The sequence below is a fragment of the Pseudomonas sp. NFACC25 genome, from assembly GCF_900100935.1.
In the GTDB taxonomy this organism is placed as follows: domain Bacteria; phylum Pseudomonadota; class Gammaproteobacteria; order Pseudomonadales; family Pseudomonadaceae; genus Aquipseudomonas; species Aquipseudomonas marginalis.
In genome coordinates this window covers 278,422-303,121 of record NZ_FMUC01000002.1, presented here as the reverse complement: position 1 = coordinate 303,121, position 24,700 = coordinate 278,422, and the positions used below count along the sequence as shown (strand labels likewise).

Below are 24,700 nucleotides of genomic sequence, written 5' to 3'. Positions count from 1 at the left end.
GACACATTGGGTTTTGCATCAGGCTTTAAGGGTTTTCACGCCTTCGGAAGTGCCCAGCAGCAGCACATCCGCCGGACGCGCCGCGAACAGGCCGTTGGTGACCACGCCGACGATGGCGTTGATCTGGGTCTCAAGCTCCACTGGGTTGGTGATCTGCATATTGAACACGTCGAGGATGATGTTGCCGTTGTCGGTCAACACGCTTTCGCGGTACACCGGATCGCCACCCAGCTTCACCAGCTCGCGAGCCACGTGGCTGCGGGCCATCGGGATGACTTCCACCGGCAGCGGGAACGCGCCGAGCACCGGTACCAGCTTGCTGGCGTCGGCGATGCAGATAAAGGTCTTGGCCACCGCCGCGACGATTTTCTCGCGGGTCAGGGCTGCACCGCCGCCCTTGATCAGGTTCAGGTGTTCGTCGCTTTCATCGGCGCCGTCGACGTAGAACTCCAGGTCGCTCACGGTGTTGAGCTCGTACACCGGAATGCCATGGCCCTTGAGGCGCGCGGCGGTGGCTTCGGAACTGGCAACGGCGCCGTCGAACGCGCCTTTGTGCCGGGCCAGCGCATCGATAAAGCAGTTGGCGGTGGAGCCGGTGCCGACACCGACGATGCTCTTGTCGTCGAGTTTGGGAAGGATTAAATCGACGGCGGCCTGGGCCACTGCCTGTTTGAGTTGATCCTGGGTCATGCGGGCTCCGGAACGGGCGGGGAGTAAAGAGGGGCGCGAGTATAACCCAACAAAACCTCCGGATTCGTGTGGTCGCCCGGCCAAACGCTGGGTTAGACTCCTTGGCCCTGCCCAACCCGCCCAGTGATTTCCGCCGATGCTTGAACAGTACGTCAAAAAGATCCTCACCTCGCGCGTCTATGACGTTGCCGTAGAAACCCCGCTGCAGACCGCCCGCCAGCTCTCCGAGCGGCTGGGCAACAAGGTCTGGCTCAAGCGTGAAGACTTGCAGCCGGTGTTCTCGTTCAAGATTCGCGGCGCGTACAACAAGCTGACTCAATTGACGGCTGAAGAGCGCGCGCGCGGCGTGGTCACGGCCTCGGCGGGCAACCATGCCCAGGGCCTGGCCCTGGCGGCCAAGGTGCTGGGGGTCAAGGCCACGATCGTGATGCCCAAGACGACTCCGGAGATCAAGGTCGAAGGCGTGCGCTCCCGTGGCGGCAAAGTGGTGCTGCACGGCGATTCCTTCCCGGAAGCCCTGGCCTACTCGCTGAAGCTGGTCGACGAAAAAGGCTACGTCTACATTCACCCCTACGATGATCCGCACACCATTGCCGGGCAGGGCACCGTGGCGATGGAGATCCTGCGCCAGCACCCGGGGCCCCTGGACGCGATTTTCGTACCGGTGGGCGGCGGCGGGCTGATCGCGGGCATTGCGGCGTACGTGAAATACCTGCGCCCGGAGATCAGGATCATCGGCGTCGAGCCGGACGACTCCAACTGCCTGCAAGCTGCCATGGCTGCCGGCGAGCGTGTGGTGCTGCCCACCGTGGGCATTTTTGCCGATGGCGTGGCGGTGGCGCAGATCGGCCAGCACACCTTCGACATCTGCAAACACTATGTGGATGAAGTGATCACCGTCAGCACCGATGAAATCTGTGCCGCGATCAAGGACATCTACGACGACACCCGTTCCATCACCGAGCCGGCCGGCGCGCTCGGCGTAGCAGGCATCAAGAAATACGTGGAGACCCGTGGCGTCACCGGCCAGACCCTGGTGGCCATCGACTCCGGCGCCAACGTCAACTTCGACCGCCTGCGCCATGTGGCCGAGCGCGCCGAGCTGGGTGAAGGTCGCGAAGCCATTATTGCCGTGACCATCCCTGAGAAACCGGGCAGCTTCAAGGCGTTCTGCGAGGCGGTGGGCAAGCGCCAGATCACCGAGTTCAACTACCGCTACCACTCCGGCAGCGAAGCGCACATCTTTGTCGGCGTGCAGACCCACCCGGAAAACGACCCGCGCAGTGCGCTGATCGCCAGCCTCACCAGCCAGGGTTTCCCGGTGCTGGACCTGACCGAGAACGAACTGGCCAAGTTGCACATCCGCCATATGGTGGGTGGGCATGCGGCCCAGGTCAGTGATGAAGTGGTGTTTCGCTTCGAATTCCCGGAGCGTCCGGGGGCCTTGTTCAACTTTCTTAATAAATTGGGCGGGCGCTGGAACATCTCGATGTTCCACTATCGCAACCACGGTGCCGCTGACGGCCGTGTGGTCGCCGGCCTGCAAGTGCCGGCGAACGAGCGTCACCTGGTCCCGGCGGCCCTGGAAGCCATTGGCTACCCGTATTGGGATGAAAGCGATAACCCGGCCTACAAACTGTTTCTCGGTTGAGCGACTACGCTGATTGGGGCGGCCTTTAAGGAAAACGACAGATGGAAACCCTTACCACCCTCAAAGTTATCCACGTAGCCGCCACGGTGTTGCTGCTGCTCAGCGGCCTCGGCCTGGCGCTGCTGGCCTGGCGCAAGCGCAGCGCCGGCCCGGCCGTGACCGTGCAGCGCCCGTGGGCGTTCGTGTGGTTACTGATGGGCGTTTGCATGGTCAGCATGCCGTTTACCGGCTGGTGGCTGGTGCACCTGGTCGGCTGGCCGCTGGGGCAGGCCTGGATCCTGGGTTCCAGCATCCTCTACACCGTGGCCGCGCTGGCCTGGTTCTGGCTGGTGGCACGGCTTAACCGGCTGCGCAAAGGCGAGGGTGGCAGCCTGAATTTCACCCTGGTGCTGGCCGGGGTAAGCCTGGTGGGGTTTGTGGCGATTGCTGGGCTCATGGGCGCCAAGCCGGTTTAATGCGGTGAGGGCTTCTGTGGTGAGCGGGCTTGCCCCGCGCTGGGCTGCGAAGCAGCCCCGACAAAGGCCCGCATTTTTCCTGATGAGACCGGTTGGCAGGTTTTGGGGCTGCTTCGCAGCCCAGCGCGGGGCAAGCCCGCTCACCACGGTTACTCGCTACGCAGGGTAATCACCGGCCAACCCCGTTTCTCGGCTTCAGCGCGCAGATTCGGATCCGGATCCACCGCCACCGGATGCGTCACCTGCTCCAACAGCGGCAGGTCATTCATCGAGTCGCTGTAGAAGTAACTGTCTTCCAGGCTGTGCCCGGTTTCTTCCAACCACCGATTCAAGCGCGTCACCTTGCCTTCACGAAAGCACGGCACATCAGTGCTGCGCCCGGTGTAGCGGCCATTTTCCATCTCGCACTCGGTGGCGATCAGCGTCTCGACGCCCAGGCGTGCGGCAATTGGCGCGGTGACGAAACGGTTGGTGGCGGTGATGATCACCAGCTTGTCGCCAGCGGCGCGGTGCTTGGCCAGCAGTTCAGCGGCCAGGGGCAGCATGATCGGCTCGATGCAGTCGCGCATATAGTCGTTATGCCATTCGTCCAGCTGGGCCATCTCGGTGCGGCCGAGGATTTCCAGGCAGAAGTTCAGGTAGGCGGCGTTGTCCAGCTTGCCGGCCAGGTAGTCCTGGTAGAACTCGTCGTTGCGGGCTTTGTAGGCGACCGCGTCGAGAATCCCCCGCTCGCAGAGGTAATCGCCCCAGGCGTGGTCGCTGTCACCGCCGAGAAGGGTGTTGTCCAAGTCGAATAAAGCCAGGCGCATTGCAGTTACTCGCTGAAAAGTCTGTAAAAAGGCGTCCAGAATACGGTCTTTTCACAAGAGTGCACATAAGGTAAGAAGCCTCGTTGCCGCTGGAACAACCTTTGTGGAACAATGCGGCGACATGCGTTTGCGAGGTTGTTGCCGTGATCGACCCCGATGGTTTCCGTCCTAATGTCGGGATTATTCTTACGAATGATGCCGGACAGGTGCTATGGGCTCGCCGAATCAACCAAGATGCCTGGCAGTTTCCTCAAGGCGGAATCAACCCCGACGAAACCCCTGAAGACGCCTTGTACCGTGAGTTGAACGAAGAAGTCGGCCTTGAGCGTGAAGATGTGCAGATTTTGGCCTGTACCCGGGGCTGGTTGCGCTATCGTTTGCCGCAACGCCTGGTGCGTACCCACAGCCAACCGCTGTGCATCGGCCAGAAGCAGAAATGGTTTCTCCTGCGCCTGATCTCCAACGAGCAGCGGGTGCGGATGGATTTGACCGGTAAACCGGAGTTCGATGGCTGGCGTTGGGTCAGTTATTGGTACCCGCTGGGCCAGGTGGTGACATTCAAGCGCGAGGTTTATCGTCGCGCTCTCAAAGAGCTTGCCCCGCGCCTTTTAGCGCGCGACTGACGACGGAGTTCGACCCCGAGCCATGCTCAATACGCTGCGCAAGATCGTCCAGGAAGTTAACTCCGCCAAGGATCTCAAGGCGGCGTTGGGGATTATTGTGTTGCGCGTCAAGGAAGCCATGGGCAGCCAGGTCTGCTCGGTTTACCTGCTGGACCCAGAGACCAACCGTTTTGTGCTGATGGCCACCGAGGGCTTGAACAAGCGCTCCATCGGCAAGGTCAGCATGGCGCCCAATGAAGGTCTGGTGGGCTTGGTGGGGACGCGTGAAGAACCCCTGAACCTTGAAAACGCGGCCGATCACCCGCGTTATCGCTACTTTGCCGAAACCGGCGAAGAGCGCTACGCCTCGTTCCTCGGCGCACCGATCATTCACCACCGCCGCGTCGTCGGCGTATTGGTCATCCAGCAAAAAGAACGTCGCCAGTTCGACGAGGGCGAAGAAGCCTTCCTCGTGACCATGAGCGCGCAGCTCGCCGGGGTTATCGCCCACGCCGAAGCCACCGGCTCGATTCGCGGCCTGGGCGGCCAGGGCAAGGGGATCCAGGAAGCCAAGTTCGTCGGTGTACCGGGTTCACCGGGGGCGGCGGTCGGTACTGCCGTGGTCATGTTGCCGCCGGCCGACCTCGATGTGGTGCCGGACAAGCACGTCGACGACATCGACGCTGAAATCAAACTGTTCAAGACGGCCCTGGAAGGCGTGCGCGCCGACATGCGCAACCTGTCGACCAAGCTGGCCACCCAGCTGCGCCCCGAAGAGCGCGCGTTGTTCGATGTGTACCAGATGATGCTCGACGACGCGTCCCTCGGGAACGAAGTCAAGACCGTGATCAAGACCGGCCAGTGGGCCCAGGGCGCGCTGCGCCAGGTGGTCACCGATCACGTCAACCGTTTCGAATTGATGGACGACGCCTACCTGCGCGAGCGGGCCTCGGATGTGCGTGACCTCGGCCGCCGCCTGCTGGCCTACCTGCAGGAAGACCGCAGCACCAACCTGGTCTACCCCGACAACACCATCCTGATCAGTGAAGAACTGACCGCCACCATGCTCGGCGAAGTGCCTGAAGGCAAGTTGGTGGGCCTGGTCTCGGTCCTGGGTTCGGGTAACTCCCACGTCGCGATCCTGGCCCGGGCCATGGGCATTCCGACGGTGATGGGCCTGGTGGACCTGCCGTACTCCAAGGTCGACGGTATCGACATGATCGTCGATGGCCATCGCGGCGAGGTGTTTACCAACCCCAGCGAAGTCCTGCGCAAGCAATACGCCGAGGTGGTGGAAGAAGAGAAGCAACTGGCGCTCGGGCTCGATTCCTTGCGCGAACTGCCGTGCGTGACCCTCGACGGTCACCGTGTACCGCTGCTGGTCAACACCGGCCTGCTGGCCGATGTGGCACGCGCGCAACAGCGCGGTGCCGAAGGGGTGGGGCTGTACCGCACTGAAGTGCCGTTCATGATCAACCAGCGGTTCCCGAGTGAGAAGGAGCAACTGGCGATTTATCGCGAGCAACTGTCCGCCTTCCACCCGTTGCCGGTGACCATGCGCAGCCTGGACATTGGCGGCGACAAGTCACTGTCGTATTTCCCGATCAAGGAAGACAACCCCTTCCTCGGCTGGCGCGGTATTCGCGTTACCCTCGACCACCCTGAAATCTTCCTGGTGCAGACCCGTGCCATGCTCAAGGCCAGCGAAGGCCTGAACAACCTGCGCATCCTGCTGCCGATGATCTCCGGCACCCATGAACTGGAAGAAGCCTTGCACCTGATCCACCGTGCCTGGGGCGAAGTGCGCGACGAAGGCGCCGACGTACCGATGCCGCCGATTGGCGTGATGATCGAAATCCCGGCGGCGGTGTATCAGGCCAAGGAACTGGCGCGGCAGGTGGACTTCCTGTCCGTGGGCTCCAACGACCTGACCCAGTACCTGCTGGCCGTGGACCGTAACAACCCACGGGTGGCCGATCTTTACGACTACCTGCACCCGGCGGTGCTGCAAGCCCTGCAACACGTGGTGCGCGACGCCCATGCCGAAGGCAAGCCGGTGAGCATCTGCGGTGAAATGGCCGGTGACCCGGCGGCAGCGGTGCTGTTGATGGCGATGGGCTTTGACAGCCTGTCGATGAACGCCACCAACCTGCCGAAGGTGAAGTGGATGCTGCGCCAGGTTGAACTGAGCATGGCCAAGGATCTGCTGGCGGAGTTGATGACCATCGACAACCCGCAGGTTATCCACAGCTCGCTGCAATTGGCGCTGAAAAACCTGGGGCTGACGCGGATGATCAACCCGGCGTCTGCCAAGACCCTTTAATGGCGATACGCAGCCCCGCCCGTAGCAGCTGTCGAGCGCGCGAGGCTGCGTAGGGCGCGCTGCTGGGTAAGACGGCATCAGCGTCAGAACTTGAGTTCTACCTCTCCGAGCCGTCCACCATGCGGTCCAAAGCTGCGCTCCACCATCCGCCGCGTGCCATCGGCATTCACAATCAACGCCGTGCTCGCCCGTGTCCCATAACTGGGGCTGGCGATAAACACACTCGACAGCAAACTCTCCGTCGCCAACCCCACGCCGGTATCCGGCAGCTCGGCAAACGGTGCAATCTGCGGATCGCTCAGAATCTCCAGTAGCGCTTCGGGCCGGGGATCGTTCAGCAACTCACTCAGCGCGGCTTTGGCCTTAAGCAGTTTTGGCCAAGGTGTATCCAGCCCTGCATTGGATAACCCATACACGCCCGCTTTCAACTGCGTCGGCTCGGTGTGATTGGCGTTGTAATGCCACAACTCTTCCCGCGTCCCCACCAGCAGGTTAAACCCGGCATATTCAATCGAACGGCCATTAACGTCGGCCAAATACTGGTCAATCGGCAGCGAACCACTGAGAAACCGTGCCACCAGCTCCCCGCGGGACTTGCGTGCCGGCGGCTGGTGCGGATCACGGATATTGGTCAGGGCCGCAAACCGCCCATCGGTATTCACGCCCAGCCAGGTGCCGCCCGCTTCCTGGTCGCGGCCGGCGTAGACCTCGGGCGCATCCGGCCACTGCGCCAGCGGCAGGCTGGGGCGGGCGTAGAACTCGTCACGGTTGGCCGCGACGATCAGCGGCTGGGCATGGCCCGGCCGCCAGGCAAAAACAATCAGGCACATCAGGCGATTCCCGTTTGTGTTTTTTGCCACTCTACCCACACCGGCAGCGGCGTTCCATCGTATCCAGTTGGGTCGCATGCCTTCCATCCGTTAACATGCCGGACCTGGTTTGGGGGCTCCCATGGAATTTCTGCTGTATTTGCTGCTGGGCGCGTGCGCGGGCGTGCTCGCCGGGCTGTTTGGCGTGGGCGGCGGGATCATCATCGTGCCGGTGCTGGTGTTCAGCTTCACCTTGCAGGGCTTCGACCCGCAGGTGCTGACCCACCTGGCCGTGGGCACCTCCCTGGCGACGATCATCTTTACCTCGGTCAATGCCGTGCGTGAGCACCACCGACGTGGCGCGGTGCGTTGGCCGATCTTTGTCTGGATGACCGTGGGCATCCTGCTCGGCGCCGGCTTTGGTGCGCTGACCGCCGAGGCGATTTCCGGCCCCCACTTGCAGAAGGTCATCGGCGTATTCGCCCTGATCATCGCCGTGCAACTGGCCCTGGAGGTCAAGCCCAAGGCCAGCCGCACGGTACCGGGCAAGCTCGGCCTGACGGTGGCCGGTACCATGATCGGCTGGGCTTCGGCGATTTTCGGCATCGGCGGCGGCTCGCTGACCGTGCCGTTTTTGACCTGGCGCAGCGTGCCGATGCAACAGGCGGTGGCCACCTCGTCCGCCTGTGGCCTGCCGATTGCCCTGGCCAGTGCGTTAAGTTTCATGATTCTGGGCTGGCATGACCCGCTGTTGCCCGCTCATAGTCTAGGGTTCGTGTATTTGCCGGCGCTGCTGGGCATTGCCCTGACCAGCATGGTGTTTGCCCGTTTCGGTGCACGCCTGGCGCACCGGTTGTCGCCGCGCTTGCTCAAGCGGTTGTTCGCCGGCTTGCTGTTTTGTGTCGGTTTGAATTTTTTGCTGTAACGCAGGCTTAATCGCGCCCGGGCATGGTCCGGTCGCCATAACGAATGATTTAACGAGGAGTCGCAATGCTGCCTTACCCGCAGATCGACCCGGTGGCCCTGGCCATCGGTCCGCTGAAAATCCACTGGTACGGGTTGATGTACCTGATCGGCATCGGCGGTGCATGGCTGCTGGCCTCCCGGCGCCTGAACCGTTTCGACCCGACCTGGACCAAGGAGAAGCTCTCCGACATGGTGTTCTGGTTGTCGATGGGGGTGATCGTCGGCGGGCGCCTGGGGTATGTGCTGTTTTACGATCTCTCGGCCTACATCGCCAACCCGACGCTGATCTTCGAAGTGTGGAAAGGCGGCATGGCATTCCACGGTGGCTTTATCGGCGTGATGATCGCGGCCTGGTGGTTTGGCCGGCGCAACGGCAAGTCGTTCTTCCAACTGATGGACTTCGTCGCGCCGCTGGTGCCGATCGGCCTGGGCGCCGGGCGCATCGGCAACTTCATCAACGCCGAGTTGTGGGGCAAGCCGACCGACGTGCCGTGGGCCATGGTGTTCCCGCCGTTCAGCGACCCGGCGCAACTGCCGCGCCATCCGTCGCAGCTGTACCAGTTCGCGTTGGAAGGCGTGGCACTGTTCCTTATCCTGTACCTCTTTTCGCGCAAACCGCGCCCGACCATGGCCGTTTCCGGCATGTTCGCGCTGTTCTACGGGATCTTCCGTTTCATCGTCGAGTTCGTGCGCGTGCCGGATGCCCAGCTGGGTTACCTGGCATGGGGCTGGCTGACCATGGGACAAGTGCTCAGCATTCCGATGATCCTGGTCGGCCTGGGCCTGCTGTGGTGGGCGTACAATCGCCCGCAACCGCTGAAGCACACCGCGCTTTAAATTCGAATGCCGAGGCCCGCGAGGTCTCGGCTTCAACGATACGGGTAATGACATGAAGCAATATCTCGAACTACTGAACGATGTCGTGACCAATGGCCTGACCAAAGGCGACCGTACCGGCACCGGCACCAAGGCCGTGTTCGCCCGTCAGTATCGGCATAATTTGGCCGACGGCTTCCCGCTGCTGACCACCAAGAAGCTTCACTTCAAAAGCATCGCCAATGAGCTGATCTGGATGTTGAGCGGCAACACCAACATCAAGTGGCTGAACGAAAACGGTGTGAAAATCTGGGACGAGTGGGCCACCGAAGACGGTGACCTGGGCCCGGTGTATGGCGAGCAGTGGACTGCCTGGCCGACCAAGGATGGCGGCACGATCAACCAGATCGACTACATGGTGCACACGCTCAAGACCAACCCTAACAGCCGTCGCATCCTGTTCCACGGCTGGAACGTCGAATACCTGCCGGACGAAACCAAAAGCCCCCAGGAAAACGCGCGCAACGGCAAGCAAGCCCTGCCACCGTGCCACCTGCTGTACCAGGCGTTCGTGCATGACGGCCATCTGTCGATGCAGTTGTACATCCGCAGCTCCGACGTATTCCTCGGCCTGCCGTACAACACCGCCGCCCTGGCGCTGCTGACCCATATGCTGGCCCAGCAATGCGACCTGATCCCCCACGAGATCATCGTCACCACCGGCGACACCCACGCCTACAGCAACCATATGGAGCAGATTCGCACCCAGCTGGCGCGCACGCCGAAGAAGCTGCCGGAACTGGTGATCAAGCGTAAGCCCGAATCGATCTACGACTATAAATTCGAAGACTTCGAAATCGTAGGCTACGAGGCCGATCCAAGCATTAAAGCCGACGTCGCCATTTAAAAGGACTGTCTCGGTCAAAATGTGGGAGGGGGCTTGCCCCCGATAGCGGTGGATCAGTTAAGTGAAAAATGACTGACACACCGCCATCGGGGCAAGCCCCCTCCCACATTTAAACCGTGTTCGCTTGAGTTAATGCCCGTGGCTTCTCCCTACATGTGAGGGCTCGGCCTCGCTGGCGGCCACACCGCCGTTGACCTCCAGTCGCTGCAAAATCCCACAGTGGTCCCCACCGCCACAGCGTTGGCGCAGGTCCAGCAACTGCTCCTGCAACGCCAGCAGCCCGTCAATCCGCGCTTTTACATGGTGGATATGCTCGTCGATCAACGCATTCACGTTTTCACACTGGTCCTGGGGGCTGTCCCGTAGCCCGAGCAGGCTGCGGATCTCTTCCAGGGTCATGTCGAGGCTGCGGCAGTTGCGGATAAAGATCAGTCGCTCGGTGTGCGCCTGGGTGTACACGCGGTAGTTGGCCTCGGTGCGTGCCGGGGGTGGCAGCAGGCCTTCCTTCTCGTAATAACGGATGGTTTCCACCGGACAATCGGTCAGTTTGGCCAGTTCGCCGATCTTCATTACAGCAATCTCCAAATGGGTGCTTGACCCTATAGTGGCTACAGGGTCTTTACTTGGCAACAGGCACCTTACGGACGCGACCTGATGAGCGACTCCATTCACACCCCGCACAAACACGACCATGACCACGATCATGGGCCGAAGAAACTCACCCCCGTGCACGATCACGGCCATGGCGGTTCCTGCTGTTCCGGCACGCCCGCGCCTGCGTTGGTGCAGTTGAGCGAGGCGCCCACCGCCGGCTCGCGCCTGAGTACCTTCCGCATCGAAGCCATGGACTGCCCCACCGAGCAGACGCTGATCCAGAACAAACTGGGCAAGCTGGCCGGTGTGCAGCAGCTGGAATTCAACCTGATCAACCGCATCCTCGGCGTTACCCATGACCTGCCGAGTACCGCGCCGATCATCGAAGCGATCAAATCCCTGGGTATGCAGGCCGATCCGATCGTGGAGGGCACCCCGGCCGCCGAGCCGCCCGCCAAGAAGCATTGGTGGCCGCTGGCGTTGTCCGGTGTGGGCGCGTTGGGCGCCGAAGTACTGCACTTCAGCAATGCCGCGCCCACTTGGGTGATTGCGCTGGTAGCGCTGGTGTCGATCCTCAGCGGCGGCCTCACCACTTACAAGAAGGGCTGGATCGCCCTGAAAAACCTCAACCTGAACATCAACGCCCTGATGAGCATCGCGGTCACTGGCGCGGTCCTGATCGGCCAGTGGCCGGAAGCGGCCATGGTGATGTTCCTGTTTACCGTGGCCGAGCTGATCGAGGCCAAGTCCCTGGACCGTGCGCGCAATGCCATCAGTGGCTTGATGCAGATGACACCGGAACAGGCCACGGTTCGGCAGGCTGATGGAAGCTGGGTTGAAATGGAGGTCAAGAGCATTGAGCTGGACGCAATCGTGCGGGTAAAACCCGGCGAGCGTATCGGCCTTGACGGTGAGGTCACCGCCGGCCAGTCCACCATCGACCAGGCGCCGATCACCGGTGAAAGCCTGCCGATTGAAAAGACCGTCGGCGATAAAGTCTTCGCCGGCACCATCAACCAGGCCGGTTCCCTGGAGTACAAGGTCACGGCGGCTGCCAACAACTCCACCCTGGCCCGCATCATCCACGCGGTGGAGCAGGCCCAGGGCGCGCGGGCACCGACCCAGCGGTTCGTCGACAGCTTCTCGAAAATCTACACCCCGGCCGTGTTCCTGTTCGCCTTGGGCGTGGCCGTAATCCCGCCGCTGTTCATGGCCGGCGCCTGGTTCGACTGGATCTACCGCGCCCTGGTGCTGCTGGTGGTGGCGTGCCCGTGCGCGCTGGTGATCTCCACCCCGGTGACCATTGTCAGCGGCCTGGCGGCTGCGGCGCGCAAAGGCATCCTGATCAAGGGCGGTGTGTACCTGGAGGGCGGCTACAAGCTTGACTACCTGGCCCTCGACAAGACCGGCACCATCACCCATGGCAAGCCGGTGCAAACCGATTACCTGGCACTGTTCCCCACTGTCGAAGACAGCGCCCCGGCCCTGGCCGCCAGTTTGGCCGGGCGTTCCGACCACCCGGTGTCCCTGGCGATTGCCAACGCGGCTGTGGATAAAAACCTGCCGGTGCACGTTGTGGATAACTTCGAAGCCCTGGCCGGGCGCGGCGTGCGCGGCGATATCAATGGCCAGACCTACCACTTGGGCAACCACCGCCTGGTGGAAGACCTTGGCCTGTGTTCGCCGGAGCTGGAGGAAAAACTGTTCGCCCTGGAAAAACAGGGCAAGTCCGTGGTGCTGTTGCTCGACAAGTCCGGCCCGCTGGCGCTGTTCGCCGTGGCCGATACGGTCAAGGACAGCAGCCGCGAAGCCATCCAGCAACTGCATGAGCTGGGCATCAAGACCTTGATGCTCACCGGCGACAACACCCACACCGCCCAGGCGATTGCGGCCCAGGTCGGCATCGATCAGGCCCAGGGCGACCTGTTGCCCACCGACAAGCTGCACGCCATCGAAACCCTCTACGGCCAAGGCCACCGGGTGGGCATGGTCGGCGATGGCATCAACGACGCCCCGGCCCTGGCCCGCGCCGAGATTGGCTTTGCGATGGCTGCGGCAGGTACCGACACCGCTATCGAGACGGCCGACGTGGCCTTGATGGACGATGATTTGCGCAAGATTCCGGCATTCATTCGTTTGTCGCGGCAAACGTCGAGTATCCTCAAGCAGAACATCACCCTGGCCCTGGTGATCAAGGCGATCTTCCTGGTGGTCACGTTCCTGGGCATGGCGACCATGTGGATGGCGGTGTTCGCCGACATGGGCGTGGCCCTGCTGGTGGTGTTCAATGGCCTGCGCCTGTTGCGCAAATAGAGGATGAGAGGGTGGTGTGCTGAGTGCCGAGTTGAAGGCGTTTTTTATGGTCGCCCGCCTGGGCAGTATTACCCAGGCGGCGAAAAAACTCGGCCTGAGCCAGCCCACTGTTACCACCCAGATTCGCAACCTGGAAAGCCAGTACGGCGTCGAGCTGTTCTACCGTGGCGGGCGCCGCCTGACTGTCAGCGACGAGGGCGCGCGCCTGCTGCCGATGGTCAAGACGCTGTTGCAGCAGGAGGCGGATATCGAGTTTTTCCTGCGCAACAGCGGCCAGGTCCAGGGCGCACTGAGGATTGCCGCCACGGCGCCGTACTACATCCTCGACCTGGTCAAAGCCTTTCGCGAACGCCTGCCGCAGGTGGAGGTGTCGGTGGAAATCGGCAACTCCCAGCAGGTGCTTGAAGCCTTGGATGACTACCGCGTCGATGTCGCTGCGTCCTCACAGTTGCTCGAAGACCCGCGTCTGATCCGTCGTGTACTGGGCACCGACCCGTTGGTGCTGGCGGTACACCGCAACCATCCACTGGCCAAGCTCGACCATGTGCCCCTCAGTGCCTTGGCCGGGCATACGTTGTTGATGCGTGAAGCGGGCTCCACCACGCGACGGCTGACGGAAGAGATGCTGCAGGGTGCGGGCGTCAGTTACGGGCCGCTGCTGGAAATCGGCAGCCGTGAATCGATCCGTGAAGCGGTGCTGCGCAATATCGGCATCAGCATCATCGCCCGCCAGGAAGTGCCCCATGACCCGCAGCTGAAGGTGCTGACCCTCGAGCATGCGCCGCAGATTCCCGAGTACCTGTACTGCCTCAAGGAAAGAAAAGGCGCTCGTCTGCCGGCGGCGTTTCTGGGGTTGGCGCAGGAAATGTCGCCGATCTAAAGCCTTGTAGTGGCTTTGGGGACCAATCGGGAGCAAGCCCCCTCCCACAGGTGACTGCATTTCCATGTTGGAACTCGGTCAAGTGTGGGAGGGGGCTTGCTCCCGACTGCGGTAGACCAGGCAGCCCACCGCTAAGCGTCCTACACAAATCTGCGAATACCACTATCGCCGCCTTTTGCCTTCCTGCCATAAGAGCGACGCATTGCCTGCCTAGCATGGCCTTCATCAGTTTGATGAGGTGCCACCATGAACACAGCCCTGACCCAACCCGGCGCGCCGATGCAAGTGCGCGGTATCCAGAAACGCTTCGGCGCCTTTACGGCGTTGGACAACGTGTCACTGGACGTGGCTGCTGGCGAGCTGGTGTGCCTGCTCGGCCCTTCCGGCTGCGGCAAGACCACGTTGCTGCGCTGCATTGCCGGCTTGGAACGCCAGGACAGCGGCGAACTTTACCTGGGTGATCGCGATGTTTCCCTGCTGCCACCCCAGGCTCGCGACTACGGCATTCTGTTCCAGTCCTACGCGCTGTTTCCCAATCTCACCGTCGAAGCGAACATCGGCTACGGCCTCACCGGCAGCGGTCGCGATGAAGTGCGCCAGCGCGTCGGCCAGATGCTTGAGCTGGTGGGGCTGCTTGGCAGTGAAAAGAAATACCCCGGCCAACTCTCCGGCGGCCAACAGCAGCGGGTCGCCCTGGCCCGTGCCCTGGCACCGGCGCCGTCATTGCTGTTGCTGGATGAGCCGATGTCGGCCCTCGACGCCCGCGTGCGCGAGCATCTGTGCACCGAGCTGCGCCAGCTGCAGCGGCGCCTCGGTATCACCACCCTGATGGTCACCCACAACCAGGACGAAGCCATGTTGATGGCCGACCGCATTGCCGTGATGAACAACGGCAAGGTCGAGCAATACGCTACGCCCCAGGAAATCTACGACCGCCCGGCCACGCCGTTTGTGGCGGAGTTTGTCGGCCAGGGCAACTGGCTGCCGTTCAGTCGCAACAGTGCCAGCCATGCCCAGGTCGGCGGGATGAACATGCGCCTGGCCGAGGACGCCGGCGTGGCCAGGTCCGGCCGGCTGTTCTGCCGCCCGGAAGCGATCAGCGTCAACCCGTCGGTGCATGAGGAGAACCTGTTCCCGGCCAAGGTCCGCGAGATCACTTTCCTCGGCAACCGCTGCCGCATGAGCTTTGAGCTGGAGCAGCTGCCCGGCCATCCGCTGCTTGCCGAACTGGCCCCGGAATCCATGCCGCGCCTGGGCGCCCAGGACATCTGGGTTGCCTTGCCGCCGCGCAGCCTGCAGGTGTTTGCCTGAGATGGCCGCTGTCTTGACTCTGGCGCGTCAAGCGTCACGCGCCGAAACCGGCGACCGTATTTTCGTGGTCGGCGGCAAACTGCTCTGGCTGGTGCTGCTGGGCATCGCCGTATTACTGCCACTGCTGGCGATCTTCTGGCGCGGTTTCAGCAGCGAGGCCGGGCAGGGCGGTGGCCTGGTCGCCGCACGGGAGTTGGTCACCAGCGCCAACTTCCACTGGCTGCTGGGCAATAGCCTGAAAGTCTCCCTCAGCGTGGCGGCCATTGTCGTACCGCTGGCCTACCTGTTTGCCTACGCCCTGCAACGCACGTTGATTCCCGGCAAGGCCATCTGGCGCGGTATGTCGCTGCTGCCGCTGATGGCGCCGTCAATGCTGCCGGGGATTGCACTGGTCTACCTGTTCGGTAACCAGGGCCTGTTGCGCGGGCTGTTCTCGGACAACATCTACGGCTTCTGGGGCATTGTCCTCGGTGAAGTGATCTACACCTTCCCACATGCCCTGATGATTTTGCTGTCGGCGCTGTCGTTGGCCGATGCGCGCTTGTTCGATGCGGCCTCGAGCATGGGCGCCAGTCCTGCCCGGGCGTTTCGCAGCATCACCTGGCCGGCCACGCGCCAGGCGGTATTTGCCGCGTTTTGCCTGGTGTTCACCTTGACCATCACGGATTTCGGCGTGCCCGTGGTGGTGGGCGGGGATTACCAGGTGCTGGCGCTGGAAGCCTACAAGGCGGTGGTCGGCCAGCAACAGTTCGGTCGCGGTGCGTTGATCGGCATGGTGTTGCTGCTGCCGGCGCTGTTCAGCTTTGGCGTCGACGCCTGGTTGCGCCGTCGCCATGGCGAGGCCATGAGTGGCCGCGCCCAGGTCTTCCAGCCGGCGCCGTCGCGTTTACGGGATGGCTGCTACCTGCTCATCGTGCTGCTCATCAGTGCCGTGTTGCTGCTGGTGTTCGGCATGGCGGTGTACTCCTCGCTGGTGAAGTTCTGGCCGTACAACCTGTCGCTGTCGCTCAGCCACTACCAGTTCGAAGACACGGCCGGCGGCGGTTGGCTGGCCTATCGCAACAGCTTGACCCTGGCGTTGTGCACGGCATTGATCGGCAGCGTATTGATCTTTACCGGCGCCTACCTGATGGAAAAGACCAAGGGCCAGCAGGGCCTGAACCTGGCGCTGCGCATGCTCAGCTTTGTGCCGATGGCCGTGCCGGGGTTGGTGCTGGGCCTGGGCTACGTGTTCTTTTTCAACCTGAGCGGCAACCCGCTGCATGTGTTCTACGGCACCATGACCCTGCTGGTGGTGTGCACCATTGCTCACTATTTGACCACCGCGCAGATGACCGCCACCACCGCGCTGCGCCAGCTGGACGCCGAGTTCGAAGCGGCGGCGCTGTCGCTCAAGGCGCCGCTGTATCGCCATTACTTGAAAGTCACGGTGCCGATCTGCCTGCCGGCGCTGCTGGACATCGTGCGCTACCTGTTTGTGTCGGCGATGACCACCGTGTCCGCCGCGATCTTCCTCTACAGCCCCGACACCCTCCTCGCCGCCGTCGCCGTGTTGAACATGGACGACGCCGGCAATGTGGGCGGCGCGGCGGCCATGTCGACCCTGATCCTGTTCACCTCAGGCAGCGTTTCGCTGCTGCTGGCGTGGGCTTCACGTGGCGCCTTGCGCCGCTCCCAAGCCTGGCGCCAGACCGCGCCCGGCCAATAACCATCCCTGAAGGAGGTGCTCCATGTTCAAGCCCCTGGCGCTGGTCGCTGCTGTACTCACTGCATTCAGCCTGAATGCCTTCGCCAAGACCGAGTTGACCGTGTACACGGCCCTTGAAGCCGAGCAGTTGAAGACCTACAAAAAAGCCTTCGAACAGGCCAACCCCGACGTCGAGATCAAATGGGTCCGCGACTCCACCGGCATCATCACCGCCAAGCTGCTGGCTGAAAAAGACCGCCCGCAGGCCGATGTGGTCTGGGGCCTGGCCGCGTCGAGCCTGGCGATCCTCGATCAGCAGGGCATGCTCGATAACTACGCGCCGAAGGACCTGGACAAGATCGGCAAAAACTACCGTGACGCCGCTAACCCACCGGCCTGGGTCGGCATGGATGTGTGGGCGGCAACCATTTGCTTCAACACGGTCGAAGCCGAAAAGCAGGGCCTGACCAAGCCGGTGAGCTGGCAAGACCTGACCAAGCCCGAGTACAAGGGCAAGATCGTGATGCCCAACCCGGCCTCGTCCGGCACCGGCTTCCTGGATGTGAGCGCGTGGCTGCAAACCTTCGGCGAGAAGCAGGGCTGGCAGTACATGGACGACTTGCACCAGAACATCGGCCAGTACGTTCACTCCGGTTCCAAGCCGTGCAAGCTGGCGGCTTCCGGTGAGTTCCCGATTGGTATTTCCTTTGAGTATCCGGCCGTGCAGCTGAAGCGCCAGGGTGCGCCGCTGGACATCATCCTGCCGAAGGAAGGCCTGGGCTGGGATATCGAAGCCACTGCCGTGATCAAGGGCACGGCCCATGCGGACGCCGCCAGAAAGCTCGCCGACTTCTCCGCCAGTACAGCGGCGATGGACCTGTACAAGGACAACTTCGCCGTGCTCGCCCAGCCGGGGATCGCCAAGCCGCAGACCGAATTGCCGGCCGACTACGAGCAGCGGTTGATCAAGAACGACTTCGGCTGGGCCTCGAAAAACCGCGACAGCATCCTGGCTGAGTGGCGCAAGCGCTATGACGGGAAGTCGGAGAAGGTGGCGGGGCAGTAAGGTTTTCGTCAGGGCTACTTGCCTCATCGGGAGCAAGCCCCTTCCCACACTTGACTGCATTCACAAATCGAAATGTGGGAGGGGGCTTGCCCCCGATAGCGGTCTTGAAAACAGGACATCACTAAATGACACACCACAGCGACCTGCTCATCATCGGCGCCGGCATCCTCGGCCTGTCCCACGCCTACGCCGCCGCCAGGCGCGGGCTCAAGGTCAAGGTGTTCGAGCGTAGCGCCACACCCCTGGGGGCCTCGGTACGCAACTTCGGCCAGGCCCTGGTCACCGGGCAGCCGCCGGGGCCGATGCTCGACCTGGCGCGGCAAAGCCGTGAAATCTGGGGGCATTGGGCACAGGAGGCGGACCTTCAATTGAAGCGCAACGGCTCGTATCTATTCGCCCGCACCGAAGCCGAAGAGCATCTGCTGGAAGCCTTCTGCGCCGGCCGCGCGCGTGAACACGGCTATAACGTCGACCTGTTGCAAGGCGCGGCGCTGAAGGATCTGTATGGCGGCCAGTTCCGCCATCACCGCGCCGCGCTGCATGGCCTGGACGACCAGCAACTGTATTCGCGCGAGGCGATACCGGCGCTGATCCACTACCTGAGCCAGCAACTGGGTGTGGAGTTTTACTTCTCCACCCTGGTGCGCGATGTCGAACCGGGCCAGGTGCACAGCACGGCGGGCAGCTTTCGTGGCGAGCAGGTCATCGTCTGTTCCGGCCACGATTATCAAACCCTGTTGGCCGAGGCCATCGCCGAACTCAACCCGCAGATCTGCCGCCTGCAAATGCTGCGCGCCCGGCCTGCACTCAACCTCAACCTGCAACACGCCTTGCTCACCGGCCTCAGTTGCGTGCACTACGGCGCTTTTGCCGACCTGCCTGAAGCCGCGCCGGTACAGGCACAAATCCTGCGCGAGGCGCCGCACCTGCATGCACACGGGATTCACCTGCTGATCAGCCCGACGCCCCATGGCGAACTGATCATCGGCGACTCCCACGACTACGGCAGCGATGCCTCGCCGTTCAATGCCGAGCAGGTGGATGACTGGATGATCGAGTTGGCCGAACAGACCTTGGGTTGCAAGATCCAGGTAATGGAACGCTGGCAGGGCGTCTATGGCGCCCGGGGCCCGGCGCCGTTTTCATTTGTGCAGGCCGCACCTGGCGTGAGCGCCGCCTTGATGCACACCGGTGTGGGCATGAGCGTGGGGCCGGCGATGGCCGAGCGCAATATCACAACCCTGTGGGGGCCGGCGTGATGAGCCCGGAACAGGCGATTGCCACAATCTTCGCTTTGTACGAGCAGCACGGCGCGGCGGATTACATCGGCGAGCCAGTGTCGCAGATCGAGCACATGTCCCAGGCCGCGCAGTTGGCCATGGCCGAAGGCTTCGATGATGAAGTGGTTCTGGCGGCGTTTTTCCACGATATCGGCCATCTGTGCGGCCAGGGTGGCGAGAACATGGGCGGTTATGGTGTGGTCAGCCATGAGCGGTTGGGCGCGGATTATTTGCGCCGTGCAGGCTTCAGTGAGCGCCTGGCCAGGCTGGTGGAGTACCACGTCCAGGCCAAGCGCTATCTGACGTTCAGCCAGCCGGACTACTACGCACGCTTGAGCGAAGCCAGCCGCCGCACCCTCGGTTACCAGGGCGGCGTGATGACGGCCGAGGAGGCCCGCGCCTTTGAACAAGACCCGCTGTACCAGGTCAGCCTGCGCCTGCGCCACTGGGACGAACAGGCCAAGCAAATGCACGTGCCGGTGCTCGACCTGCAAGTGCTCAAGGCCAAGGCCCGGCAGCTGCTGGCGGCTTAAGTCTCGTCGAGGCGCTGGGCCAGGGCTTCGACCTGTTCCTGGCGTTCGGCCTGGCTCAGTCTGGCCTGGGGGTTGAGGGACGACCACTGCGGGTGGGCGCGGGCCTTGTGCAACGCGTCCGGCAATTTGCCTTCGCGCCAGGTCTTGTCCTGGGGCGTATCGACCTTGATGCTGTGCATCGCCGCATGGCCGCGCAGGTTCAGGGCCTTGAGCAACTGGCGCTGGCGCAGGGCGAGCAGGCGCAGCACGCTGTCGTCCACGGTCAGCTCGCGTTGGCCCTTGATCTTGCCCAGCAGGCGGCTGCCGTAGCTGCGTGCAGTCTGCAACGCGCCACCGGCGATGGCGCCCGCCAGGGCGGCGGCGCCGAGGGTCAGCCCGCCGACCAGCAGGTCCACACCGGCTCCGGCCGCTGCGCCTGCAGCGATGCCACCACCGACGCGCACGCCGAGTTGCTTGAGGGTTTCCGGGTTGAACAGGTCATCCCCCCAACGGCCGTCGAGCAACGGCAAGTCGCTGGCGGCGGCGTCCTGCGGGCGGAAGCCGAACAGCTTGAGCAGGGCCTCCACGCATTTTTGTTCGCGCTGACGCACCGCCTTGCGCAAATCGCTGATGGCTTGTTGCTCATCTTCAGTCACCACGCTGCGTCGGCACGCGGCGCAGTCGATCAGCAATTCGGCAATCAACCGCGCGGCACTCTGTTGACGGGCCTGGCGTTGGGCTTCCTGGTCGAGGATCAGGCGCTGCAACTGCGGTCGGGCGTTTTCCAGCAGCAGGGCGAGACTTTCATACAGGCGACGTTCGCCGTCTTCCGGCGGCGCGACGCTGTCGAAACGCACCAGCGCATGCAGGCCCAGGCGTGCCAGGGCTTCACGCCAGTCCGGCTCGCGGTGGTCGCTGCTGCTGACGAAGTTGAGCACCGGCAGCAACGGTTTGCCACAACTGGCCAGCACTTGCAGCTCATCACGGTACTTGGCCAGCACCGGTTCGCGAGCGTCGATCACATACAGGCCGGCGTCCGAGGCCAGCAGTTGGCGCAGCACCTTGGCTTCCTGTTCAAAGCGCTGGCGGGCTTCGCTGCCTTCCAGGAACCGCGCCAGACGGGCCGGGCCGTCCAAGCGTTCACCGGGGCGATCCAGGCGTTCCAGGTAGTCGAGCAGGGCGATGGCATCTTCCAGGCCGGGGGTGTCATAGAGATCGAGCAAGGCTTCGCCGTCGACCGACAAGCGCGCGCCTTCGACATGCCGCGTGGTGCTGGGGCGATGGGAGACTTCACCGAACCCGACGTCACGGGTGAGGGTGCGCAGCAACGAGGTCTTGCCGACGTTGGTGTGGCCGACCACCGCGAGTTTCAGTGGCTTAGTCATGACCGGTCTCCAGCCAGTTCAACGGCGCGCAGTCGGCGAACGGCAGCTCCAGTTGTTGCAGCGCGCTGTGCCAGTCGCCCAGGCGCTCGGCATCCAGCGCCTGGCCGGGCGGGGCTTGCAGCAGCCAGACACGGGTGTCGGCGGCGCTGCGTGCAAGTTCGGCGATCAGTGCCAGGCTGCCACGGTCCGGCGAGCGGCGCGGGTCGCAGACGATGGCCAGGCGCGCGGGCGGGAAGCGGCTGAGTTGCTCCAGGAGCTTGTTGCGCGATTCGCGGCTGTCGAGGATGCCGGCGTTCTTAACCTTCGCCGGCAACTTGGGCGGCCAGGGATGTTGATCGTCCAGTTCGATGGCGACGAGCAAGGCGCCGTCGCTGTCCAGCTCACTGACGCCTCCGGTGACGTGGTGCAGTTGTTCCGGCGCGGCGTCGTTGACGCCAAGGCGCTCGCTGCTGGGCATCAGGCGTTCGCGCAGTGGGCTGTAGCCGGGCAGGTTGAGGTCTAGGTGCAGGGCGGCGCGCCCGCGTTTCCAGCGCCAGAGGCACAGCAGGGCGAGGATCAAGCGGGGCAGCAGGCCGTAGACCAGCAAGACGCCGACCAGCCAGGCGGCCCAGGCCTGGCGGGCGCTTTCGATGTTCAGGGCGGAATCGCCGCTGGCGCGGATCATCTCGACGGTCGGTACGTTGAAGCCCAGCAGGGCGGGCAGGGTGCCGAGGGCCTGGGTCACGGCGACGAAGGTGTCGGCGCCGAGGATGGTGGTTTCCCACACAAAGCCGTAACGGCGGGTGGCGAGCAGCGTCAGCAGAATCACCAGCGCGCTGAGCAGCGCCAGCAACCACAGGCTGTTGACCAGCACACCGACCGCCCAGCGATTGAGTTTCTGCCGTTGCAGCAACAGCAGCAACGCCGGGGCCAGTTGGGCAGCCTTGGCATCGCGCGCCAGTTTTTCACTGAGCCACAACCACAAGCGCCCGAGGCTGGCGCCGTGCTCGCCGGCAAACAACAGCCCCAACGCCCAGCTCAACAGCAGGATCAGGTTCAGGCCGAGCAGGCTGCCCAGGGCCCAGAACACATTCACCGGGGTCAAGCCGTTGCCCAGCGCAGCAAAGGCCAGGCCCGCGCCGCTGATGACGGCCACCACCGCCAGCAGCACCAGCGCCAGGCGTGCGCCTTGCAGCCAGCGCGTGAGGGCGGCGGTCAGGCCATCGCGCTCGGCCAGGTGCAGGGCGCGCTGCTGGATGCGCGTCGGCAGGTCGCCGCCCGCGGTGCGGGCGAGGCGATTGGCTTCCTGGTCTTCCAGGGGGCCGGCGTGTTCTTCACGCAGGCGCACGGTTTCCGTCAGCCAGAGTTTGTGCAGGGGGGTCAGTGCGGTCACGCGTCTTCCTGTCGTGCAAGTGAGCTTGGAGCATAACCGCTGGTTCGTGGCTCTGGTATTCTCGTCGCCATGAAAAAAACTCTCCCTTTAAGCCTGATCGCAGCCCTCGGTGAAAACCGCGTGATCGGCGTCGACAACAGCATGCCCTGGCATTTGCCGGGGGATTTCAAATACTTCAAGGCCACCACGCTCGGCAAGCCGATCATCATGGGGCGCAAGACCTGGGACTCCCTGGGCCGACCGCTGCCGGGGCGCTTGAACATTGTGGTCAGCCGTCAGACCGACCTGGCGCTGGAAGGTGCGGAAGTTTTTCCGTCACTCGATGCCGCCGTGGCGCGGGCTGAAGCCTGGGCGCTGGAGCAGGGCGCGGATGAGCTGATGCTGATCGGCGGTGCGCAGTTGTATGCGCAGGGGCTGGAACAGGCGGATCGCCTGTACCTGACACGCGTGGCGCTGAGCCCGGAAGGGGATGCGTGGTTTCCGGCGTTTGATGCGAGCCAGTGGAAGTTGGTTTCCAATCTGCCGAACCCAGCCGAAGGTGATAAGCCGGCTTACAACTTCGAAGTCTGGGAAAAAGCCTAAAAGCATCGGGGGCAAGCCCCCTCCCACATTGAAGTGCATTCCAACTGTGGGAGGGGGCTTGCCCCCGATGGCGGCCTATCAGGCCTGCGCTAACTCCGCATGCTCATCCGCATCCAACAACGCTTTATCCGTCTGCCCCATGATCTGGCTGGTAATTGCCCCCGCCGTCATCGAACCATTCACGTTCAGCGCCGTACGGCCCATGTCGATCAGCGGCTCCACGGAAATCAGCAGCGCCACCAGTGACACCGGCAACCCCATGGCCGGGAGCACGATCAACGCGGCAAAGGTCGCGCCGCCGCCCACGCCCGCCACACCGGCCGAACTCAGGGTCACAATCGCCACCAGGGTCGCGATCCACAGCGGGTCCAGCGGGTTTATGCCCACGGTCGGCGCCACCATCACCGCCAACATGGCAGGGTAGAGGCCGGCGCAGCCGTTCTGGCCGATGGTCGCGCCAAATGAGGCGGCGAAGCCGGCGATGGAGTGCGGGATACCCAGGCGGCGGGTCTGCGCCTCAATGCTCAGCGGGATGGCCGCCGCGCTGGAGCGGCTGGTGAAGGCAAAGGTCAGCACCGGCCAGACTTTGCGGAAGAGGCGCAGCGGGTTGATCCCGGCCAGGGACAGCAACAGGCCGTGCACCACAAACATCAGGCCCAGGGCCAGGTACGACACCACCACAAAACTGCCGAGCTTGATGATGTCCTGCAGGTTGGAACCGGCGACGACCTTGGTCATCAGCGCCAGCACACCGTACGGGGTCAGCTTCATCACCAGGCGCACCAGGCGCATCACCCAGGCTTGCAGGGTGTCGATGGCGTTGAGCACCTTCTGGCCTTTTTCCACGTCATCCTTGAGCAGTTGCAGCGCGGCAACCCCAAGGAAGGCGGCGAAAATCACCACGCTGATGATCGACGTCGGCTTGGCCCGGGCCAGGTCGGCGAACGGGTTGGCCGGCACGAACGAGAGCAGCAACTGCGGGATATTCAGGTCGGCGACCTTGCCGGCGTAATCGCTCTGGATCACTTGCAGGCGTGCCATTTCCTGGGTGCCGGCCACCAGGCCTTCGGCGGTGAGGCCGAACAGGTTGGTCAGGCCGATACCGATCAGCGCTGCAATCGCGGTGGTGAACAGCAGCGTACCGATGGTCAGGAAGCTGATCTTGCCCAGGGACGATGCGTTATGCAGGCGCGCCACGGCACTGAGGATCGAGGCGAATACCAGCGGGATCACGATCATTTGCAACAGTTGCACGTAGCCGTTGCCGACCAGGTCGAACCAGCCAATGGAGGCTTTGAGCACGGGGTTGCCGTCGCCGTAAATGGCGTGCAAGGCCGTACCGAACGCTACACCGAGGACCAGGGCGAACAGAACCTTCTTGGCGAGGCTCCAGTGGGTGCGACGGGTTTGTGCCAGGCCCAGCAACAGGGCCACGAACACCAGCAAGTTGAGAATCAGGGGCAGATTCATTGAAGCTCCGTTGAGAAGGCAGCCAATCGCGTGAGCCTGCGATTGCGAACCGGAAATCCTAACAGCTTGAAATATATTGATTTAATACCGATATGGAATGGCGACTGTCGTTTTTGGAATAAGCTGCTGACGCTCCGGCGTATGCCCGTGACGGAATCAGGACGCATACCGTCGTGCTCGCGTTGGGAACTGTCACAGGGATTTGTTAGCGTCCATGTCT

General features: G+C 63.1%; 22 protein-coding genes. 15 read left to right on the top strand and 7 right to left on the bottom strand.

The genetic code is table 11. The annotated features are described in order from the left end of the window. Positions 1–18: 18 nt before the first annotated feature. Entirely contained in the window at positions 19–690 is a 672-nt protein-coding gene (rpiA, locus tag BLQ09_RS05480) for a ribose-5-phosphate isomerase RpiA (RefSeq protein WP_092355741.1), read from the bottom strand. 136 nt (positions 691–826) lie between these two features. Here rpiA and ilvA point away from each other — a divergent pair, with 136 nt between their 5' ends. Both ilvA and BLQ09_RS05470 read left to right on the top strand, forming a co-directional pair. Further along, positions 827–2,341 carry a threonine ammonia-lyase, biosynthetic gene (gene ilvA, locus BLQ09_RS05475; protein ID WP_027608422.1) on the top strand — a complete coding sequence of 505 codons (1,515 nt, stop codon included), beginning with the start codon at positions 827–829 and terminating at the stop codon, positions 2,339–2,341. Positions 2,342–2,382: 41 nt separating this feature from the next. Further along, positions 2,383–2,796: a DUF2269 family protein gene (locus BLQ09_RS05470; protein WP_027608423.1), complete on the top strand. Its 414-nt coding sequence runs from the start codon at positions 2,383–2,385 to the stop codon at positions 2,794–2,796. Between the two features lie 149 nt (positions 2,797–2,945). On the opposite strand, the gene BLQ09_RS05465 is transcribed toward BLQ09_RS05470, so the two are convergent. Next, on the bottom strand, positions 2,946–3,605 hold the full coding sequence (locus BLQ09_RS05465; RefSeq protein WP_027608424.1) for a histidinol-phosphatase: 660 nt from the start codon (positions 3,603–3,605) through the stop codon (positions 2,946–2,948). 143 nt (positions 3,606–3,748) lie between these two features. Here BLQ09_RS05465 and BLQ09_RS05460 point away from each other — a divergent pair, with 143 nt between their 5' ends. Continuing rightward, positions 3,749–4,228, top strand: coding sequence for an RNA pyrophosphohydrolase (locus tag BLQ09_RS05460; protein ID WP_003176750.1), 480 nt, complete (start codon positions 3,749–3,751; stop codon positions 4,226–4,228). A gap of 22 nt (positions 4,229–4,250) precedes the next feature. After that, positions 4,251–6,530 (top strand): phosphoenolpyruvate--protein phosphotransferase, encoded by a 2,280-nt coding sequence (gene ptsP / locus BLQ09_RS05455; protein WP_027608425.1) that lies wholly within the window; start codon positions 4,251–4,253, stop codon positions 6,528–6,530. Positions 6,531–6,613: 83 nt separating this feature from the next. On the opposite strand, the gene BLQ09_RS05450 is transcribed toward ptsP, so the two are convergent. Then, positions 6,614–7,360 (bottom strand): NRDE family protein, encoded by a 747-nt coding sequence (locus BLQ09_RS05450; protein ID WP_092355738.1) that lies wholly within the window; start codon positions 7,358–7,360, stop codon positions 6,614–6,616. Between the two features lie 121 nt (positions 7,361–7,481). Here BLQ09_RS05450 and BLQ09_RS05445 point away from each other — a divergent pair, with 121 nt between their 5' ends. From BLQ09_RS05445 to BLQ09_RS05435, 3 genes are all read left to right on the top strand, one after another. Then, positions 7,482–8,264, top strand: a complete 783-nt coding sequence (locus BLQ09_RS05445) for a sulfite exporter TauE/SafE family protein (protein ID WP_027608427.1) — start codon at positions 7,482–7,484, stop codon at positions 8,262–8,264. 65 nt (positions 8,265–8,329) lie between these two features. Further along, positions 8,330–9,142: a prolipoprotein diacylglyceryl transferase gene (lgt, locus tag BLQ09_RS05440; protein WP_065924346.1), complete on the top strand. Its 813-nt coding sequence runs from the start codon at positions 8,330–8,332 to the stop codon at positions 9,140–9,142. A gap of 52 nt (positions 9,143–9,194) precedes the next feature. Next, entirely contained in the window at positions 9,195–10,028 is an 834-nt protein-coding gene (locus tag BLQ09_RS05435; RefSeq protein WP_027608429.1) for a thymidylate synthase, read from the top strand. 129 nt (positions 10,029–10,157) lie between these two features. Here the strand turns inward: BLQ09_RS05435 and cadR are convergent, their stop codons facing one another. Further along, positions 10,158–10,598 (bottom strand): Cd(II)/Pb(II)-responsive transcriptional regulator, encoded by a 441-nt coding sequence (cadR, locus tag BLQ09_RS05430; RefSeq protein WP_027606134.1) that lies wholly within the window; start codon positions 10,596–10,598, stop codon positions 10,158–10,160. An 84-nt stretch (positions 10,599–10,682) separates the two neighbouring features. On the opposite strand from cadR, the gene BLQ09_RS05425 reads away from it, so the two are divergent. The 7 genes from BLQ09_RS05425 (at position 10,683) to BLQ09_RS05395 (ending at position 19,692) form a co-directional block, all read left to right on the top strand. After that, on the top strand, positions 10,683–12,935 hold the full coding sequence (locus tag BLQ09_RS05425; RefSeq protein WP_092355735.1) for a heavy metal translocating P-type ATPase: 2,253 nt from the start codon (positions 10,683–10,685) through the stop codon (positions 12,933–12,935). Positions 12,936–12,951: 16 nt separating this feature from the next. Next, entirely contained in the window at positions 12,952–13,815 is an 864-nt protein-coding gene (locus tag BLQ09_RS05420; RefSeq protein ID WP_027606132.1) for a LysR family transcriptional regulator, read from the top strand. Between the two features lie 246 nt (positions 13,816–14,061). Further along, the gene (locus tag BLQ09_RS05415) at positions 14,062–15,126 is read left to right on the top strand and encodes a putative 2-aminoethylphosphonate ABC transporter ATP-binding protein (RefSeq protein WP_092355732.1); all 1,065 of its coding nucleotides are present in this window, start codon (positions 14,062–14,064) and stop codon (positions 15,124–15,126) included. 1 nt (position 15,127) lies between these two features. Continuing rightward, complete coding sequence (locus BLQ09_RS05410; protein ID WP_092355730.1) at positions 15,128–16,834, top strand: putative 2-aminoethylphosphonate ABC transporter permease subunit; 1,707 nt, start codon at positions 15,128–15,130, stop codon at positions 16,832–16,834. 22 nt (positions 16,835–16,856) lie between these two features. Continuing rightward, positions 16,857–17,879 carry a putative 2-aminoethylphosphonate ABC transporter substrate-binding protein gene (locus BLQ09_RS05405; protein ID WP_065938090.1) on the top strand — a complete coding sequence of 341 codons (1,023 nt, stop codon included), beginning with the start codon at positions 16,857–16,859 and terminating at the stop codon, positions 17,877–17,879. 125 nt (positions 17,880–18,004) lie between these two features. Further along, on the top strand, positions 18,005–19,138 hold the full coding sequence (locus BLQ09_RS05400; RefSeq protein ID WP_092355727.1) for a TIGR03364 family FAD-dependent oxidoreductase: 1,134 nt from the start codon (positions 18,005–18,007) through the stop codon (positions 19,136–19,138). Further along, positions 19,138–19,692 carry a phosphonate degradation HD-domain oxygenase gene (locus BLQ09_RS05395; RefSeq protein WP_027606127.1) on the top strand — a complete coding sequence of 185 codons (555 nt, stop codon included), beginning with the start codon at positions 19,138–19,140 and terminating at the stop codon, positions 19,690–19,692. The genes BLQ09_RS05400 and BLQ09_RS05395 overlap by 1 nt, the downstream gene beginning before the upstream one ends. Here the strand turns inward: BLQ09_RS05395 and BLQ09_RS05390 are convergent. Continuing rightward, positions 19,689–21,056 carry a DUF3482 domain-containing protein gene (locus BLQ09_RS05390; protein ID WP_027606126.1) on the bottom strand — a complete coding sequence of 456 codons (1,368 nt, stop codon included), beginning with the start codon at positions 21,054–21,056 and terminating at the stop codon, positions 19,689–19,691. The two genes, BLQ09_RS05395 and BLQ09_RS05390, sit on opposite strands and share 4 nt — an antisense overlap. Further along, positions 21,049–22,428 carry a DUF2868 domain-containing protein gene (locus tag BLQ09_RS05385; protein ID WP_027606125.1) on the bottom strand — a complete coding sequence of 460 codons (1,380 nt, stop codon included), beginning with the start codon at positions 22,426–22,428 and terminating at the stop codon, positions 21,049–21,051. The genes BLQ09_RS05390 and BLQ09_RS05385 overlap by 8 nt, the downstream gene beginning before the upstream one ends. A gap of 69 nt (positions 22,429–22,497) precedes the next feature. Here BLQ09_RS05385 and BLQ09_RS05380 point away from each other — a divergent pair, with 69 nt between their 5' ends. Next, on the top strand, positions 22,498–23,010 hold the full coding sequence (locus BLQ09_RS05380; protein WP_027606124.1) for a dihydrofolate reductase: 513 nt from the start codon (positions 22,498–22,500) through the stop codon (positions 23,008–23,010). A 78-nt stretch (positions 23,011–23,088) separates the two neighbouring features. On the opposite strand, the gene BLQ09_RS05375 is transcribed toward BLQ09_RS05380, so the two are convergent. Next, on the bottom strand, positions 23,089–24,480 hold the full coding sequence (locus BLQ09_RS05375; RefSeq protein ID WP_092355724.1) for an L-cystine transporter: 1,392 nt from the start codon (positions 24,478–24,480) through the stop codon (positions 23,089–23,091). Between the last annotated feature and the right edge of the window lie 220 nt (positions 24,481–24,700).